General features: G+C 68.8%; 18 protein-coding genes. 10 read left to right on the top strand and 8 right to left on the bottom strand.

The features are described from left to right. Window position 1: 1 nt before the first annotated feature. Window positions 2-853, bottom strand: coding sequence for an NAD(P)H-binding protein (locus tag ACQPYY_RS12370; protein WP_433593836.1), 852 nt, complete (start codon window positions 851-853; stop codon window positions 2-4). An 86-nt stretch (window positions 854-939) separates the two neighbouring features. Between ACQPYY_RS12370 and ACQPYY_RS12375 the strand changes: the two genes are divergently transcribed. Then, window positions 940-1,752, top strand: coding sequence for a helix-turn-helix domain-containing protein (locus tag ACQPYY_RS12375; protein WP_433593837.1), 813 nt, complete (start codon window positions 940-942; stop codon window positions 1,750-1,752). 1 nt (window position 1,753) lies between these two features. On the opposite strand, the gene ACQPYY_RS12380 is transcribed toward ACQPYY_RS12375, so the two are convergent. The 3 genes from ACQPYY_RS12380 to ACQPYY_RS12390 all read right to left on the bottom strand — a co-directional run bounded on the left by ACQPYY_RS12380 (window position 1,754) and on the right by ACQPYY_RS12390 (window position 5,277). Beyond that, window positions 1,754-2,128, bottom strand: coding sequence for a hypothetical protein (locus ACQPYY_RS12380; RefSeq protein WP_379096800.1), 375 nt, complete (start codon window positions 2,126-2,128; stop codon window positions 1,754-1,756). 223 nt (window positions 2,129-2,351) lie between these two features. Further along, window positions 2,352-3,320: a sigma-70 family RNA polymerase sigma factor gene (locus ACQPYY_RS12385; RefSeq protein WP_357093448.1), complete on the bottom strand. Its 969-nt coding sequence runs from the start codon at window positions 3,318-3,320 to the stop codon at window positions 2,352-2,354. Between the two features lie 439 nt (window positions 3,321-3,759). Next, a complete protein-coding gene (locus ACQPYY_RS12390; RefSeq protein ID WP_433593838.1) occupies window positions 3,760-5,277 on the bottom strand; it encodes a DUF7059 domain-containing protein in 1,518 nt (505 codons plus the stop codon). A 234-nt stretch (window positions 5,278-5,511) separates the two neighbouring features. Here ACQPYY_RS12390 and ACQPYY_RS12395 point away from each other — a divergent pair, with 234 nt between their 5' ends. The 7 genes from ACQPYY_RS12395 to ACQPYY_RS12425 all read left to right on the top strand — a co-directional run bounded on the left by ACQPYY_RS12395 (window position 5,512) and on the right by ACQPYY_RS12425 (window position 10,193). Further along, window positions 5,512-5,850 carry a DUF485 domain-containing protein gene (locus ACQPYY_RS12395; RefSeq protein WP_357093453.1) on the top strand — a complete coding sequence of 113 codons (339 nt, stop codon included), beginning with the start codon at window positions 5,512-5,514 and terminating at the stop codon, window positions 5,848-5,850. Continuing rightward, entirely contained in the window at window positions 5,847-7,478 is a 1,632-nt protein-coding gene (locus tag ACQPYY_RS12400) for a solute symporter family protein (RefSeq protein ID WP_433593839.1), read from the top strand. The genes ACQPYY_RS12395 and ACQPYY_RS12400 overlap by 4 nt, the downstream gene beginning before the upstream one ends. A 184-nt stretch (window positions 7,479-7,662) precedes the next feature. After that, on the top strand, window positions 7,663-8,022 hold the full coding sequence (locus tag ACQPYY_RS12405) for a hypothetical protein (RefSeq protein ID WP_213561291.1): 360 nt from the start codon (window positions 7,663-7,665) through the stop codon (window positions 8,020-8,022). Then, window positions 8,019-8,783 carry a F0F1 ATP synthase subunit A gene (gene atpB / locus ACQPYY_RS12410; RefSeq protein WP_379096811.1) on the top strand — a complete coding sequence of 255 codons (765 nt, stop codon included), beginning with the start codon at window positions 8,019-8,021 and terminating at the stop codon, window positions 8,781-8,783. The genes ACQPYY_RS12405 and atpB overlap by 4 nt, the downstream gene beginning before the upstream one ends. Before the next feature lie 68 nt (window positions 8,784-8,851). Then, a complete protein-coding gene (locus ACQPYY_RS12415; protein ID WP_040810042.1) occupies window positions 8,852-9,109 on the top strand; it encodes a F0F1 ATP synthase subunit C in 258 nt (85 codons plus the stop codon). Between the two features lie 8 nt (window positions 9,110-9,117). Next, window positions 9,118-9,624, top strand: coding sequence for a F0F1 ATP synthase subunit B (locus tag ACQPYY_RS12420; RefSeq protein WP_357093465.1), 507 nt, complete (start codon window positions 9,118-9,120; stop codon window positions 9,622-9,624). After that, window positions 9,621-10,193: a hypothetical protein gene (locus ACQPYY_RS12425; protein ID WP_379096815.1), complete on the top strand. Its 573-nt coding sequence runs from the start codon at window positions 9,621-9,623 to the stop codon at window positions 10,191-10,193. Before ACQPYY_RS12420 ends, ACQPYY_RS12425 begins: the two co-directional genes overlap by 4 nt. A gap of 91 nt (window positions 10,194-10,284) precedes the next feature. Here the strand turns inward: ACQPYY_RS12425 and ACQPYY_RS12430 are convergent, their stop codons facing one another. Both ACQPYY_RS12430 and ACQPYY_RS12435 read right to left on the bottom strand, forming a co-directional pair. Beyond that, window positions 10,285-11,028 (bottom strand): VOC family protein, encoded by a 744-nt coding sequence (locus ACQPYY_RS12430; protein ID WP_379096818.1) that lies wholly within the window; start codon window positions 11,026-11,028, stop codon window positions 10,285-10,287. Further along, window positions 11,025-11,951, bottom strand: coding sequence for a GlxA family transcriptional regulator (locus ACQPYY_RS12435; protein ID WP_433594633.1), 927 nt, complete (start codon window positions 11,949-11,951; stop codon window positions 11,025-11,027). Before ACQPYY_RS12435 ends, ACQPYY_RS12430 begins: the two co-directional genes overlap by 4 nt. Before the next feature lie 281 nt (window positions 11,952-12,232). Between ACQPYY_RS12435 and ACQPYY_RS12440 the strand changes: the two genes are divergently transcribed. Next, the gene (locus ACQPYY_RS12440) at window positions 12,233-13,510 is read left to right on the top strand and encodes an MFS transporter (RefSeq protein WP_433594634.1); all 1,278 of its coding nucleotides are present in this window, start codon (window positions 12,233-12,235) and stop codon (window positions 13,508-13,510) included. On the opposite strand, the gene ACQPYY_RS12445 is transcribed toward ACQPYY_RS12440, so the two are convergent. Next, window positions 13,491-13,958, bottom strand: a complete 468-nt coding sequence (locus ACQPYY_RS12445; protein ID WP_433593840.1) for a DUF3099 domain-containing protein — start codon at window positions 13,956-13,958, stop codon at window positions 13,491-13,493. The genes ACQPYY_RS12440 and ACQPYY_RS12445 overlap by 20 nt on opposite strands. A gap of 79 nt (window positions 13,959-14,037) precedes the next feature. Between ACQPYY_RS12445 and ACQPYY_RS12450 the strand changes: the two genes are divergently transcribed. Next, entirely contained in the window at window positions 14,038-14,271 is a 234-nt protein-coding gene (locus tag ACQPYY_RS12450; protein WP_357283025.1) for a DUF3039 domain-containing protein, read from the top strand. A 12-nt stretch (window positions 14,272-14,283) separates the two neighbouring features. On the opposite strand, the gene ACQPYY_RS12455 is transcribed toward ACQPYY_RS12450, so the two are convergent. After that, on the bottom strand, window positions 14,284-15,678 hold the full coding sequence (locus ACQPYY_RS12455; protein WP_433593841.1) for a flavin monoamine oxidase family protein: 1,395 nt from the start codon (window positions 15,676-15,678) through the stop codon (window positions 14,284-14,286). Between the last annotated feature and the right edge of the window lie 24 nt (window positions 15,679-15,702).

Here is a 15,702-nt window from a genome sequence, read left to right on the forward strand (position 1 = left end):
CTCAGCCCCCGAATTCGGTGCGGTGGTGGCGCACCCAGTCGGCGTAGGTGCGGGGCGCGTGGCCGAGAACCTGCTCGACATCGCCGGTGACGATCGCGTTCCCGCCGTCGCGGACGAAGGCCTGACCGGCCAGGGCGCCGTCCGCGTATTCCTCGGACATGCCCGATTCGAGCATGAATCCGCGGGCCACATCCAGGGGAATGTCGGTGACCTCGACAGCACGGTCGAGCGCCGCCGCCAGCACGGCGGCCTGATGATGGGTGGTCAGCGCCGCGGGACCGGTGAGGGTGTAGATCCGTCCCGCATGGTCGTCGGAAAGCAGGACTTCGGCCGCCACCGCCGCGACATCGCGCGGATCGACCACGCCCTGCGCGCCGGCGCCGGTCATGTTCGGGACCGGCTGACCGGTCTGGATCGGCGCGACCCAGCTACGTGTATTGGAGGCGAAACTGCTGGGCCGCAGGATGGTCCAGTCCACCCCGCTCTCGCGCACCGCCTGCTCGCCGGGCAGATGCCAGGTGCCGACGCGCCCCAGCTCCGGATCCCCGGTGCCGATCGCGGACAGCTTCACCAGGCGGCGCACCCCGGCCGCGCGCGCCGCCGCGACCAGCGCCCGATCCAGTTCCACGTAGTCGGGGCCCAGCAGCCCGACCAGGAACGCAGCCTCCGCGCCGGCGAAGGCGGCGGCCATGGAGTCGGTGTCGGCGTAGTCGCCGCGCACCACCTCGACTCCTGCCGGAACCCGCGCCTGCTCCGGATTCCGGGTCACCGCACGGACTTTCACGTCCCGCTCGGCCAACAACCGGACGACTTCACTGCCGATGGTGCCCGTGGCACCGGTGATAACGATCATGTCCATCACCCTGCCGCCGGGCCCTGCTCGCGAGATAGGAAAAACCGGCACAGCCGGACCGGCCGATGCTGCCTAGAGTGGATTCGGTGACCACCGCGCACACTCTGGCCTCCGTCGTGTCCGCCGAGGACCTCGAGCACCGCACGACGCCGCCCGCCGGTCTGCGCCCCTGGATCGCCGAGATCGCCCACATCCCGACCACCGATCCCGGACCGGTCGCCTTCAGCCACCTGCCTCTGGCCGCCACTTCGATCGTGTTGCGCCGCGAGGCATCCGGCCGCCGCGACGCCTGGGTGCTGGGCCCGCGCACCCGCGCCACCTACGCCCACCCGGAGCGGCCGGCGGGCTGCACCCGCATCCGGCTGGCCCCCGGAGCCGCCCAGCCGCTGCTCGGCGTCCCGGCGGCCGAGCTGACCGATCGGGTCACCCTGCTGTCGGCGCTGCCCGGCCCGGCGGCCGAGCTGGCCGACGTGCTGCTGGAGCTCGACCCGGACGAGGTGACGGCCTTCCTGGAAGCCGAACTCCCGCACCGGGTCACCGAGGATCCGGTGCGCCGCGACCATCGTCGACTCCTGAATTCGGCGGTGACCGCCATGGACACCACCGCACCGGTCGGCGAGCTCGCGACCGGGCTGGCGGTCTCCGAACGCCAGCTCCGCAACCTGTTCACCGCCGGAATCGGCGTGTCGCCCAAGCACTACGCGCGCATCACCCGGCTGCGTCAGGTGCTGGCGGCGGGCGGCAATACCCCGTGGTCGGATCTGGCCCACCCCTCGGGCTACTACGACCAGTCCCACCTGAGCGCGGACTTCCGCTCGCTCATGGGCGTCGCGCCGACCGCCTACTTCCGCGGCGACGTCCCGGCCCCGACGCCGTGCCAGGCGCTGACCCGGCGCTAATTCAGGGCAGCGTGATCAACGGCTGGGTGTCGCCCGCGGGCCACAGTGTTTCGATGACGGCGGTGAGCCGGATGCGGGAGTTGCCGAGGCTGCCGGTGAAGACGCGGCGGCCCGCGGCGGCGTCGCGCAGCTCGGTAGCGTCGGTGAGGGCGAGCGCACGCGCCCAGGTGACCAGCTGGATATTCGACTCGGCGGCGGGTAGATCCGGGTGGACGATGCCGCAGAACTCGGCCTCCGCGCCGGTGGGGTCCAGCCGGGCGCGGCAGTCCCACATCCAGCTCACCGGCGGGAGCGGCTCACCGGCGATCTGGCTCGCATAGGTGTTCACCTGCTGCGACAGGGTGTCGATGGCAATCATCGTCAGCGAATCGGTCACGGGCGACAGATTCCCATCCCCGAGAGCCGGTGCCCCGCAATCCCACTCGTCCCGCGTGTCGACGGGGTCCGGACACGGAAACGCCGGCCGACTCGGCTCGCCCGGAGGGGGACGTACGGGGGAGCGAATCGGCCGGCGAAATCGGGCCAGCGCCTCGAGATGGCCGGATGACCGGTGTGGAGCCGGGCAGGGGGACCGGCTCCACGAGGTCGGAACCGCGGGACTAGCTGGCGTAGGCGCGCAGGCGGTCGGCGCGCTCGCCCTTGCGGAGCTTGGACATGACCTCGCGCTCGATCTGGCGGACCCGCTCGCGGGAGAGCCCGAAGAGCTTGCCGATCTGGTCGAGGGTGCGCGGCTGGCCGTCGTCGAGGCCGTAGCGCAGCCGGATGACCTGCTGTTCGCGCTCGTCCAGGGTGGCGAGCACGACGCGCACGTCGCGGTGCAGCAGCCCGGCGATGACCGCGCTCTCGGCGGAGGTGGCCTCGGAGTCCTCGATGAAGTCGCCCAGCGGAGCCTCTTCGTCATTGCCGACCGGCATGTCCAGCGATACCGGGTCGCGGCTGTGGTCGAGCAGATCGGCGATCTTGTCGACCGGAATGCCGGATTCGCGCGAGAGTTCCGCGTCGGTCGCCTCGCGGCCCAGCTGCTGGTGCAGCTCACGCTTGATGCGCGCCAGCTTGTTCACCTGTTCGACCAGGTGGACGGGGAGGCGGATGGTGCGGGACTGATCCGCCATACCGCGGGTGATGGCCTGCCGGATCCACCAGGTCGCGTAGGTCGAGAACTTGAAGCCCTTGGTGTAGTCGAACTTCTCCATCGCGCGGATCAGACCCAGGTTGCCTTCCTGGATGAGGTCCAGCAGCGGCATGCCACGACCGGTGTAGCGCTTGGCCAGCGAGACCACGAGGCGGAGGTTGGCTTCCAGCAGGTGCTGGCGGGCGGCCTGACCTTCGCGAACCAGGATCGCCAGATCCTTCTTCTTCGCGGCGGACAGGCGCTTGCTCGTCTCCAGCAGGTGCTGAGCATAGAGGCCCGCCTCGATGCGCTTGGCCAGCTCGACCTCGTCGGCCGCCGTGAGCAGCGCCGTCTTGCCGATCCCGTTCAGGTACACACGTACCAGGTCGGCGGCGGGGCTTGCGGCGTCGAGGTCTTGTTCGCTGGTGCGCACGTCAGTGGTGGCGGGGCTTGTCATGACTTGCCTCCTGTCGGTGGTGTCTCGCTCCGTACAACGGGCCCGACTTCAGGAAAGTTCCCCGCCGGAGCCGGTGTAAACCGCACCTGAGCTGCGGTTTTTACGGTGCACGGCTGAGAAGTTCCTGAGAAGCGCGGATCGCCGGGAACCCGGGCCGCCGGCGGACGGGCCCTCGGTGACCGGGTGGTTGCCGCCGCAGGGACCCGAACTTCGCGATGCCGCAATCGAATACGTGTGAACGGCCCTTGCCGGGGGCGTCGTGAAGCGAGTACGCGATAGAACGAAACGGGGTTCGAGCGCATTCCCCGGCCCGACCGGATCGGTATCCGCGCGACATTCGATCGTGACCGACCTCACCGCCGGTCAGCGCGGGTTTCCTGCGGAAACGCCGACGGCCGCCGGGGAGTCCGGCGGCCGTCGCGGGGTGGATCGAGGGGGCTCAGTTCGGATGCACGAGCCCGTGCCGGACCAGTCCGGCGACCACGGTCATGGCAGCGGTCTCGAAGTCGGGCGTCGCCGCGTCCCCGGTCTCGCTGAAGGCCAGCAGGTCGACCAGTTCGCGCAGCGGGAGCCCGTCGGGCCGCATTCCGGCCAGCAGGGCGGCCGTGGTGTCGTCGACCTCGTGCTGCCAGCGCGGCCCGTCGCCGCGGTGCAGCCGGGCCACGGCCTGCGCCCAGCCCTCGTCGCCGGGGAGATAGACGCGTTCGAGCGCGGTGGCCGGATCGACCCGGTAGCGCGAGTCGAGGATCAGGTCCGGGTCGGCGGCCGCGGCGCGCAGCCAGGCCGAGCGCTCGAAGTAGGCCAGCGCCTCGGGTCCGAGCGGGCCGTCGAAGCCGTGGGTGAGGTCCTCGGCGAGCAGCTCGGTGGGGCCGTCGATGGCGCGGAGATAGACGAAGCCGAAGCCGATGCCCTCCACCTCGGATTCCCGGAAGGCGTCGAGCCAGCGTTCGGCGCGGGCCTGGGCGGCGGGCTCGCGCGGGTCCAATCCGGCATCGCGCAGCCAGGTTCCGACGTAGAGGGCGGGGTCGGCGATATCGCGCTGCACGATCCAGGCGTCGATGCCCTGGTCGGGCAGCCAGCTCGCGACCCGGCTGCGCCAGTCCTGGCCTTCGTGGTGGACCCAGGACGCCAGCAGCGCCGCGGTGCCGCCGGGGTTGAGCAGCTCCGGGATGCCGGAGATGACGAGTTCGCTGGCGCCGTCGAGAGCCAGGCCGGAGTCGCGGTAGGTGTGCTCGACCCGGGCCGGGCCCACCACGAACGGGGGATTGGCCACCACCCGGTCGAAGCGGCGGCCCGCGACGGGCTCGAACCAGGAGCCTTCCAGCAGCTCGATATCGAGGTCGTTGAGCGCGGCGGTGGCCTCGGCCAGCCAGATGGCCCGCTTGTTCACGTCGGTGCCGGTGACGCGGCGGCCGTAGGAGGCGGCGTGCACAGCCTGGACGCCGCAGCCGGTGCCGAGGTCGAGCACCGTGCCGGTGGCGGCGGTCGGGGTGGCGCGCAGCAGCGAGAGTGAGGCCTGGCCCACACCGAGCACGTGGTCGGCGTCGAGGGCCCGGCGCCGCATGGAGTCGTCGAGGTCCGACAGCACCCAGCGGGTGCCGTGGCCGAGGTCGAGGGGGCGCAGGTCCAAGGCGGCGCGGATCTCGCCACCGTCGCGCTCGATCAGCCCGGCGGCGGCGGCGCGGTCCAGGTCGACCGGCGAAAGGGCCGCTGCCGCTTCGCGTTCGGGGACCGGATCGCCGAGCAGCAGCAGCCGCACCAGGGTGCCCAGCTCGCCGAGGTCGGCGGCCGCCCGGCGGATCGGGACGGGTTCGCCGCGGCCGAGGGCGGCGTGGGCCGCGTCGCCCAGCGCCTCGAGCAGAGTGTCCGCGTTGTAGCGGACGCGGGTCAGCGCCGCGCGGAGATCGGGCGCGAGGTCGGCGAGCAGTGACGATGTGGTCGTCTGGTTCGTCGGCATGTACGGAACTCTGCCACCGCTACCCGTGGGCATCCGGCAGTGGGCTCGGTTGCGGGCGTTCGAGCCGGGCGACCGGGTCGCCCGGACCCAAGGAAACCGGTTGGTTGCTGGCCGCCGTTCCCGCCGAATCCCGGCTCACTTGCCGATGAATTCATGATCTCACCTGCGGTTATTCGACCTTGTTACAACCACTTTCGTTGCTACTGTGACCGGCATCACCAGGAGGTATCGCAGTTGACAACTGAAACCCAGACCGGCGGACCGGATCCCGACTGGCCTCAGGTCTTCGACAGCCCCGAGTTCCAGAGCCTGCGGCGGCGCTTCCGCCGCTTCGTCTTCCCCATGACCGCCCTGTTCCTGGCCTGGTACGCGCTGTACGTGCTGCTCGCCGACTACGCGCACGGCTTCATGTCCCACAAGGTGGGCGGCAACATCACCGTCGGCCTGATCTTCGGCCTGCTGCAGTTCGTCTCGACCTTCGTCATCACCGGCCTCTACGTCCGCTACGCCGACCGCACCCTCGACCCGATCGCCGAGGGGATCCGCGCCGAACTGGAAGGGCCGACCCGATGACCACCTATCTGGCCGCCGCCGTCGAGGGCAGCCGTCCCGGCCTCAACATCACCATCTTCGCGATCTTCGTGGCCATCACCCTGGGCATCGTGGTGTGGGCCAGCCGCGACAACCGCACGGCCGCTGACTATTACGCGGCCGGCCGTGCCTTCTCGGGCCCGCAGAACGGCATCGCCATCTCCGGCGACTACCTGTCCGCCGCCAGCTTCCTCGGCATCGCCGGGGCCATCGCGCTGTACGGCTACGACGGGTTCCTCTACTCCATCGGATTCCTGGTGGCCTGGCTGGTGGCGTTGCTCCTGGTGGCCGAGTTGCTGCGCAACACAGGCAAATTCACGCTCGGCGACGTGCTGGCCTTCCGGATGCGGCAGCGGCCGGTGCGAGCCGCGGCGGCCACCTCGACGCTGGCGGTGAGTCTGTTCTATCTGCTCGCGCAGATGGCGGGCGCGGGCGTGCTGATCTCGCTGCTGCTGGGTGTATCCGGTTCGGCGGGACAGAATCTCGTGATCGCCGTGGTCGGTGCGATCATGATCGTCTACGTGCTCGTCGGCGGGATGAAGGGCACCACCTGGGTGCAGATCGTGAAGGCTGTGCTGCTCATCGGCGCGGCCGCCGCCATGACCGTGTGGGTGCTGGGCCGCTACGACTTCAATTTCTCCAGCCTGTTGCAGGACGCGGTGAACCACGGTGGCAAGACCGGCGCGAAGCTGCTCGAGCCGGGCGCGAAGTACGGCAAGACCGGTACCAGCAAGCTCGACTTCCTCTCGCTCGCACTGGCTCTGGTGCTGGGCACCGCCGGGCTGCCGCACGTGCTGATGCGGTTCTACACGGTGCCGACGGCCAAGGAGGCGCGCCGCTCGGTGGTGTGGGCGATCGGGCTGATCGGCGTCTTCTATCTGTTCACCCTGGTGCTCGGCTACGGCGCGGGCGCGCTGGTGGGGCCGGAGAAGATCGCCAAGGCGCCGGGCAAGGAGAATGCCGCCGCGCCGCTGCTGGCGTTGGAGCTGGGCGGGCCGGTGCTGCTGGGATTCGTTGCGGCCGTGGCGTTCGCGACGATTCTGGCGGTGGTCGCGGGGCTGACCATCACCGCGTCGGCGTCGTTCGCGCACGACGTGTACGCCAATGTGCTCAGGCGTGGCCGTGGTGAGGGCACGGATGCGGGGGAGGGCAAGGACGGCGAGGTGCGGGTCGCGCGGATCACCGCGGTGGTGATCGGCGCGCTGGCGATCGTGGGCGGCATTCTGGCGAAGAATCAGAATGTGGCGTTCCTGGTGGCGCTGGCGTTCGCGGTGGCCGCCTCGGCAAACCTACCGACCATTTTGTATTCATTGTTCTGGCGGCGCTTCAATACCGCCGGCGCGCTGTGGAGCATCTACGGCGGACTGGCCGTCACCATCGTGCTGATCGTGTTCTCCCCGGCGGTCTCAGGAGCGCCCACCGCCATGATCAAATCCCATGACTTCCACTGGTTCCCGCTCGCCAACCCGGGCCTGGTGTCCATCCCGGTTTCGTTCGCTCTGGGCTGGCTGGGAACCGTGCTGTCCAAGGAGCACGACGACGGCAAGTACGCCGAGATGCAGGTGCGATCGCTGACCGGCATCGGAGCGGAAAAGGCTGTGCAACACTGATGTCCGAATTAATTGGCGGAAAGTTCGCTGAAAAGCGTTTCAGAATTTCAAGATCAACAATTTGAAGATCAAAAATACTGCCCCGCAACGAGGTTGGGCTGTGTATGCTATTGATCATGCACGGCCCCACTACGAGGTGGGATGACGGCGAGGCGGTGTCGTATTGGACCTCAACAGGCTCCGGATGCGGAGGGCGACTGCAATTGCGATCGCTTTCGGCGTACTGGCATTGATGGTCACTGGTGCGTTGGATCGATTGTTGCTGGGTGTTTTCATGGCTACCGGTCTGACGCTCGGCTGGGTTAATGCCCGGCTCACGTGGATGTCCATCGTGCGCATCACTGATGCGGAAACTCCTAGCAAACAGAAGTTGGCGCTGTCCTCGGCGTCTCGATTGATCATTCTGACCGGGCTGTCGATTCTGGTGGCATTCCTGACCCGTCCCTACGGCGTCGGAATCTTCTTCGGGCTGGCGGTCTTTCAGCTGATTCTGGTTCTCCATACGGCTCTGCCCGAGGTGAAAGGGCTTCGACAGCAGTCATGAGCATCTACGCCATACTGGCCGCCGAGGAACCCTCGGGTGAGGCCAAGATCCACGTCGGCGATCACGCCCAGGCGCACCTGCTGGGCATGACCTTCAATGTCGACACCATCGTCTCCACCGCGGTGGCCGCGCTGATCGTGCTGGGCCTGGCCTTCTATCTGCGGGCGAAGATCACCTCGGGCGTGCCCAACGGGGTGCAGCTGTTCTTCGAGACCATCACGGTCCAGATGCGCTCCCAGGTGGAGACCGCCATCGGGATGACGGTCGCGCCGTTCGTGCTGCCGCTGGCGGTCACGCTGTTCACGTTCATCCTGCTGTCGAACTGGTTGTCGGTTCTGCCCGTTCAGTACGGTTCGGGCGAATTGATCGCGCCGCCGGCGTCCGACTTCAACTTCACGCTGGCGCTCGCCCTGTTCGTGTTCCTGCTCTATCACGCCGCGGGCGCGTGGCGGCGCGGGGCGGGCGGGCACGCGAAACAGCTGCTCAAGGGCCACACCGGCTGGGGTCCCATGGTTTTCATCAATGTGGTCGAGGAAATCGCCAAGCCGCTGTCGCTCTCCTTGCGACTTTTCGGCAACATGTTCGCGGGCGGCGTCATGGTTTCGGTGATCACGTTGTTCCCGTTCTGGATCAGCTGGGGGCCGAATGCCGTCTGGAAACTCTTCGACCTGTTCGTCGGGGCGATTCAGGCGTTCATCTTCGCCCTGCTGACCATTCTGTACTTCAGCCAGTCTATGTCGCTGGAGAGTGAAAACCACTGAGCGGCTTCGGCCGTTCGGCGTTGCGCCCATTTGGGTTGCATCTATTTTTCAAAACAAGGAAGTGAACAATGGCAGACCCAGCAACCGCGAGTATCGTTCAAGGCGCCCTCATCGGCGGCGGCATCATTCTGGCGGGCGGTGCCATCGGTGCGGGCATCGGTGACGGTCTGGCCGGCGCGGCGTTGATCAACGGCGTCACCCGGCAGCCGGAGGCGGAAGGCCGCTTGCGCGTGAACTTCTTCCTGACCGTCGGTCTGGTCGAAGCGGCCTACTTCATCAATCTAGCGTTCATGGCACTGTTCGTATTCGCTACTCCCGGTAAGTAGAAGTCATCATGTCTCCCAGAACGGATGTGGAGGCCGCGGGGAACTTTCTGGTTCCCAACGGCACCTTCGTCGCCGAGTTATTGATCTTCCTGATCGTGCTCGCAGTCATCTGGTTCTTCGTGGTTCCGCCGATCCGAAAGGTGCTGGCGGAAAGGGAGGCACGTGTCGAGGTCACGACGGCGACCGCCAAGGAAGCCAGCGAAACCTTCGCCGAAGCCGAAGCGCGCTACGAGGCAGCCCTCGAGAAGGCCCGACTGGAAGCGGCCGACATCCGCAACCAGGCCCGGGCCGAGGGGCGGGCAATCCTCGAGGGAATGCGCGGCGAGGCCCAGAAAGAGGCCGACCAGATCGTGGCCGAGTCCACGGCGCACCTGCGCGCCGAGGCCGACCAGGTCGCCGCCGAACTACGCGAAGCCGTCGAACCACTCGCTCAGGACCTGGCCGGCCGGGTCCTGGGCGGGAACGATCGTGCCCGGACCAGTGCGGGCCAGCAGAGAGGACGGGGGTCTGCATGATCCTCACCGATACCCATCTCGCCGAGGGTATTTACCACATCACCTTCGATTGGCCCGTCTTCCTCAGTCAGCTGTTCGGCTTCGCCGTCATCGTGTGGTTCATCATGAAATACGTTGTGCCACCGGTGAAGAAGATCATGAACAACGCTCAGGACCAGATCCGCAGGCAACTCGAGGAGAGCGAAGCGGCGGCCGATCGGCTGGCCACCGCCAAAGCCGCCTACGACAATGCCGTCGCCGAGGCCCAGGCCGAACTCGAGCGTATGCGCGAGGAGGCCCGCGCCGACGCCGACCGCATCATTCTCCAGATGCGCGAGGCCGCCGCGGCGGAGGTGGAGCGGGTCCGCAAGCAGGGCCGCGATCAGATCCTGCAGTACCGCAGGCAGATGATCCGGGACCTGGAACAGGATCTGGCGGCCGCCATGCTCGCGCTCACCGAGGAGAAGGTGCGCGAGCAGATCGGATCACCGCAGTCCCGCGCCGACAGTATCGAGAGATTCCTCGAAGATCTGGAGGCGCTGGCCAATTCCGGTGAGGCGCGGCGCCAGCCGCAGACCGAACGGAAGTAACACCAACCCTCGGTGGGGCTCTCGGGGATTCCCGAGCCCTGCCCGAGCTCGAGCCCGGCACCCCGGATCCGATCCGGGGTGCCGGGCTCGTTCATGCCGGTTGGCGACCGGTGAGGCAGTAGGGCAGGCCCGACGGGTCGGCCATGACGAGCCAGTGCTTGCCCTGCTCGACGCGGCGCGCGCCCAGACCCTCGTGCCAGGTCGCGGTGGCTTCGATATCGGTGCAGGCGATATCGGGGTGCGCGGAGGTGGGCCGGTCCTCGCCGAGGCGCTGCAGCAGGAGCTCGAGGGGGAGTCCGGGGCGGGCCGAGAGGCGGGAGAACTCCGGCAGGCTGGCCGGTTTCCAGGCCCACCCGGTCAGCTCGGTCCAGAAGCGGGATTCGGTGTCGTAGTCGCTCGCCCCGATGTCGAGGCAGATCTGATCCAGCCGGCTGCGATCGCCGGACGGCCCGGTGACGGTGGGCGTGAGCGGGCCGGTGGCGTCGCGGAACGGCGTGAAACAGAACGGCATTCCGGCGGGGGAGCGCAGCACGGCGTAGCCGATGCGCTCGGTGAGGATGTAGTCGCCGTCGAGGGTGGCGCCGAGCTGTTCGGCGCGTTCGGTGGCGGCCACGACATTGTCGACATCGAGGTCGAGGTGGATGCGGCCCGGCCCGCCGGTGGACTGCATCTTGAGCGTGGGTGCGCCGGAGTCCGGCAGCAGCGTGAGGAATTCGTCGTGTTCACCGCGCGGCGCCGACCGTGTGGTCGCGGTGACTCGGGTCCAGAATTCGGCGCAGTCGTCGAATTCCGCGGCGGGCCGGTCGAGAAAGGCCCATACCCAGCGAATGGTCATGCTGTCTCCAGAGTTTCGCGCTTGCGGAAGGTCTTACGGTAGGTCAACGGCGGCACGCCCAGTTCGGAACGCATGTGATGGCGCAGTGAGGCGGAGGTGCCCAGGCCCGCGTTGCGCGCCACCTCGTCGACGGGCAGGTCGGTGGTCTCGAGCAGATGCCGGGCGTGCCGGACGCGCTGCTGCAGGATCCAGGCGCCCGGCGCCATGCCGGTCTCGGCCTTGAAGCGGCGGGTGAAGGTGCGCACGCTCATATGGGCGTGCGCGGCAAGGGCGTTCAGATCGAGTTCGTCGTCGAGGTGGTGCAGCGCCCAGCGGCGGGTGGGCGCGGTGCCGTCGCTGCCGGCCTCGGGGACCTGTCGTTCGATGAACTGCGATTGGCCGCCTTCCCGCCACGGCGGCACCACGCAGTAGCGGGCCGCGCCATTGGCGGCGGCGGTGCCGTGGTCGGTGCGGATCAGGTGCAGGCACAGGTCGATTCCGGCCGCCAGTCCGGCGGAGGACCAGAGGTTGCCGTCCTGCACGAACAATTGGTTCTCGTCGAGGGCGACCCGCGGATACAGGGCGCGGAACTGGTCGGCGAACCGCCAGTGCGTGGTGGCGCGGTGGCCGTCGAGCAGTCCGGCCGCGCCCAGCACGAACGCTCCCGTGCAGATGGACACGATGCGTGCGCCGGGGCGGATGGTGGCGAGGGCGTCGGCGAGCTCGGGTGGCAGCGTGCCGTCCTGCCGCGGCCCGGGGATGCGGGTGCCGGGCACGATCACGGTGTCGGCGAGCGCGAGCAGTTCCGGTCCGTGCCCGGGGATGACCGTGTATCCGCCGACCGCTGTGATGCCGCCGCTGCCGAGACCGCAGATGCGCACGTCGTAGAGCGGTTCGCCGTCCTCGCCCGTGGCCGCGCCGAGCACCATGGACGGAATGGTCATGTCGAAGCCGACGGTGGGTTCCAGGACCAGGACGGCGACGAGGTGGGGTGCCTGCACGGTGTCTCCCCTCACGGTTGGCTAGATCTTGACGCATTGTGGCATTCAGGCCACTCGTGCCGGTAGGGGATTTCGGTCACGCTCGATCGGTGAGCGAACTGAAGGATGACCTGGACCGGGAATCGCCGGACGGCGGCACGGTCTGGGCCGAGGCGGAGTCCACCGTTGATCGGGCGGGATCCGGCTCGGGCACAGGCGCGGCGGGCGAGCCAGGCGACCTCCCGATGCGCGGGGGATTGCACCCGGCCTGGATCGTCGCCGTGGTCGGCTTCATCGCGCTGCTGGGCGCGGCCGGATTCCGCTCGGTGCCCGGCGTGCTCATGGATCCGCTGCATCAGGAATTCGGCTGGTCACACGGCACCATCGGGGCCGCGGTCTCGGTGAATGTGCTGCTGTACGGCCTGATCTCGCCGTTCGCGGCGGCGCTCATGGACCGGTTCGGCATCCGCCGGGTGGTGGCGTGCGCGCTGGTGCTGATCGCGGCCGGGGCGGGGCTCACGGTGTTCATGACCCGGCCGTGGCAGCTCATGGCGACCTGGGGCCTGCTGGTGGGAGTCGGGGTCGGGTCGATGTCCATGCCGTTCGTGGCCACCATCACCGGCCGCTGGTTCGTGAAGCAGCGCGGCCTGGTCACCGGTGTGCTGACCGCGGCGGGAGCGACCGGGCAGCTGATCTTCCTGCCGTTGATCGCGAGCCTGGCGCGCGATCACGGCTGGCGCACCCCGTCGATCGTGGTGTCGGTGGCGGCCTTGGCGGTAGTTCCGCTGGTGTTGCTGTTCATTCGCGACTTCCCCGGTGATGTCGGGGTGCGCGCCTACGGCGCGGAGCCGGGCAGCGCGGTCGGGGTGCGGACCACGGCTCCCGGTGGTGCGGCGCGGGCGCTCACGGTGCTGGCCGCCATCGTCCGCAAGCCCGTGTTCTGGATGCTGGCGGGCGGTTTCGCCATCTGCGGGGCGTCGACCAACGGCCTGATCGGCACGCATTTCGTGAGCGCCGCCCACGATCACGGCATGCCCGCGACCACGGCCGCCGGGCTGCTGGCCGTGGTAGGCGCGTTCGATGTCGCGGGCACCATCGCCTCGGGCTGGCTCACCGACCGCCTGGACTCGCGCTACCTGCTGGTCGCCTACTACACGCTGCGCGGGGTCTCGCTGCTGTTCCTGCCGGTGCTGTTCGGGCCGGACGTGCAGCCGAGCATGTGGGCGTTCATCATCTTCTACGGCCTGGACTGGATCGCCACCGTGCCGCCGACGGTCGCGTTGTGCCGCAAGCACTTCGGTGAGGACGGTCCGGTCGCGTTCGGCTGGGTGTTCGCCTCACATCAGATCGGTTCGGCGCTGGCCGCTTTCGGCGCGGGCGTGATCCGGGACGTGCAGGGCAGTTACACGACGGCGTGGTTCGTAGCGGGTGCCCTGTGCGGTATCGCGGCACTGCTGTCCGCGGCCATACCCGCCCGCCGGACGGCGGCGGGGGAGTCGGGGCTCACCCCTGGAAGCCCTTAGGGGTCGGCGTTCCGTCGATGGACTTGTGCGGTCCTGATTCCAGGGCGGTCTGATCGCGCCGCCCGTCCCAGCGGCTCGGCTCGTCGCTGCGGCGGGGTGGCCGGTCGTTGGCGATCAGGACCGCGATCCACGGCAGCGGCACCGAGACGCCGATGATCAGCAGCGAGATCCACCAGCTGTGCCACAGCCCGTAGGCGGCTGCCGCGCCGATCAGGCATGGGATGCGGAACGCCATGATGGTGATGTACCGCCGCACCCGGTCCCGATGCTGCTGTTCGAGCGAGGTCTGCGCCTCGGTGATCAGGGCAGGATGCTGTTTCCCCTCGCCCGGGAAGTACCCCTGGGAGGGCCGGGGAGGTTTCGGGATCGAACCGGCGGGGTGGAACTCGACGTCCGGGCGACCCTCGCCGCTACTGCCGTCGGCCTGGGATTCGCCGTCACGCTGCATACCCCGAGTCTTCCACTACAGCGCGTCGGATGCACACGCCGCCCGCCCGGTGGCAAGCCGACCTGGCATCATTGAACCCGTGAGCACTGACACCCTGGTCCGTCCGGAAGAGACCACCGACAACTCGACCGACAACGACACCCCCAAGGTCTTCCACTACGTCAAGAAGAACAAGATCGCCGAGAGCGCCGTCATGGGCACCCACGTCGTGGCCCTGTGCGGCGAGGTCTTCCCGGTGACCAAGTCCGCCAAGCCCGGCTCCCCTGTCTGCCAGGAGTGCAAGCGCATCTACGAGCAGATGAAGAAGGACTAGCTCCTCCTCGCTTCAGCGGCGCGCGGCCGGCCGGTGATCGCGCCCGGCTTCGGCGGGCGCCAGGCGCGCGCCGATCTCGCGGGCGACGCGGTGGCCGGATTCGGCGGCGCCGTCCATGTAGCCGGCCCATCGGGTCGCGGTTTCGGTGCCTGCCCAGTGCAGTGGGCCGATGGGGGCTCGGAGGGCGGGGCCGAAGCGGGTGAGCGTGCCGGGGGTGGTGAAGGCGCCGTAGCAGCCGCGGCTGTATTCCTCGTCGGCCCAATCGCGTTCGATGAAGGCAATGGGGTTGCGGGCCTGCGGGCCGAAGTATCCGGCGAGGTCGTCGAGGACCTGGGCGCGGCGCGCGGCGGGGTCGAGGCGGGCGCCGAGGTCGGCGTGGCGGCCTTCGAGGAAGCCGACCAGCACGGCGGGGGAGTCTCCGGGCAGGGTGTTGTCGAAGACGGTGCCCAGCGGTCGCTGATCGCTGTTGGCCTGGCCGCTCAGACCCGCACGGCGCCAGAAGGGCTCGTCGTAGACGACATTGAACTTGATGACGCGGCCCATCGGCATACGCTGGATGAGCTGGTCGCGATCACCCGGCAGGCCGGGGGTGTAGCGGATGCGGGCCGCCAGGGGCGGCGGCACCGCGACCACGGCGCGGCGGGCGCGCACCGTCATCCCGCGTGCTGTGACGACGACTCCCGTTGCGTCCCAATCGATGTCGGTGACAGGTGCGTCGAGGACGATCTGGTCCGCGAGTTCCTCGGCCAAGCGCAGCGCGATGGTCTGTGAACCGCCCACGATGCGGTCCTGCTGTGCTCCGCCCCGGGTATTGATCAGCGCGTCCAGTCCGCCCGCCGCGTTGATGTAGAAGGCGGCCCACAGCGCGGACAGATCCTCGGGCCCGGCGGAGAAGACCGCCTCGGTGATCACACGCAGGAAACTCCGCCCGCCGGTGGTGCGACCGGCGTGTTGCAGCCAGGTGGCCAAGGTCTGGGCGTCCAGTTCGGCGGCCCGGTCGGCGTGCCACGGCGCGTCCGTCGGGACCTGGCGCGCCAGGCGGTCCAGTCGCCATTGCAGCTGCGCGAAGTCGGCCAGCGCCAAGGGGTTCAACTTGGGGATCCGGCCGACGTATTCCGAACGGCCGCCGCCGATTTCGGCGATATGACGACCCGTGTCATAGGTGGGGAAGGTGGTCAGGACCAGCTCGTCGATCAGCCCGAGGATCTGATCCTGCCCCGGTCCGACCCACTGCCCGCCGACCTCGATCGGTGCGCCGCCCGGTAGCTCCTGGTTCAACAGCCGCCCGCCGACCCGGTCGCGCGCCTCGAGTACGAGCACCTCGGCCCCGCCCCGCGTGAGGTCACGAGCGGCGAGGAGGCCCGCGATGCCCGCCCCGATGACAACGACGTCCACTGACTTCTCCATGACAACCAGCCTTCATACAGCGTG

Source organism: Nocardia sp. CA-145437 (assembly GCF_050956485.1).
Classification (GTDB): Bacteria; Actinomycetota; Actinomycetes; order Mycobacteriales; family Mycobacteriaceae; genus Nocardia.

Coding starts and splice junctions, on each gene's coding strand:
- ACQPYY_RS12370 (WP_433593836.1), bottom strand. CDS start 853: ATGATCGTTATCACCGGTGCCACGGGCACCATCGGCAGTGAAGTCGTC.
- ACQPYY_RS12385 (WP_357093448.1), bottom strand. CDS start 3,320: ATGACAAGCCCCGCCACCACTGACGTGCGCACCAGCGAACAAGACCTC.
- ACQPYY_RS12390 (WP_433593838.1), bottom strand. CDS start 5,277: ATGCCGACGAACCAGACGACCACATCGTCACTGCTCGCCGACCTCGCG.
- ACQPYY_RS12400 (WP_433593839.1), top strand. CDS start 5,847: ATGACCACCTATCTGGCCGCCGCCGTCGAGGGCAGCCGTCCCGGCCTC.
- ACQPYY_RS12405 (WP_213561291.1), top strand. CDS start 7,663: ATGCGGAGGGCGACTGCAATTGCGATCGCTTTCGGCGTACTGGCATTG.
- atpB (WP_379096811.1), top strand. CDS start 8,019: ATGAGCATCTACGCCATACTGGCCGCCGAGGAACCCTCGGGTGAGGCC.
- ACQPYY_RS12415 (WP_040810042.1), top strand. CDS start 8,852: ATGGCAGACCCAGCAACCGCGAGTATCGTTCAAGGCGCCCTCATCGGC.
- ACQPYY_RS12420 (WP_357093465.1), top strand. CDS start 9,118: ATGTCTCCCAGAACGGATGTGGAGGCCGCGGGGAACTTTCTGGTTCCC.
- ACQPYY_RS12425 (WP_379096815.1), top strand. CDS start 9,621: ATGATCCTCACCGATACCCATCTCGCCGAGGGTATTTACCACATCACC.
- ACQPYY_RS12430 (WP_379096818.1), bottom strand. CDS start 11,028: ATGACCATTCGCTGGGTATGGGCCTTTCTCGACCGGCCCGCCGCGGAA.
- ACQPYY_RS12435 (WP_433594633.1), bottom strand. CDS start 11,951: ATGACCATTCCGTCCATGGTGCTCGGCGCGGCCACGGGCGAGGACGGC.
- ACQPYY_RS12440 (WP_433594634.1), top strand. CDS start 12,233: ATGCGCGGGGGATTGCACCCGGCCTGGATCGTCGCCGTGGTCGGCTTC.
- ACQPYY_RS12445 (WP_433593840.1), bottom strand. CDS start 13,958: ATGCAGCGTGACGGCGAATCCCAGGCCGACGGCAGTAGCGGCGAGGGT.
- ACQPYY_RS12455 (WP_433593841.1), bottom strand. CDS start 15,678: ATGGAGAAGTCAGTGGACGTCGTTGTCATCGGGGCGGGCATCGCGGGC.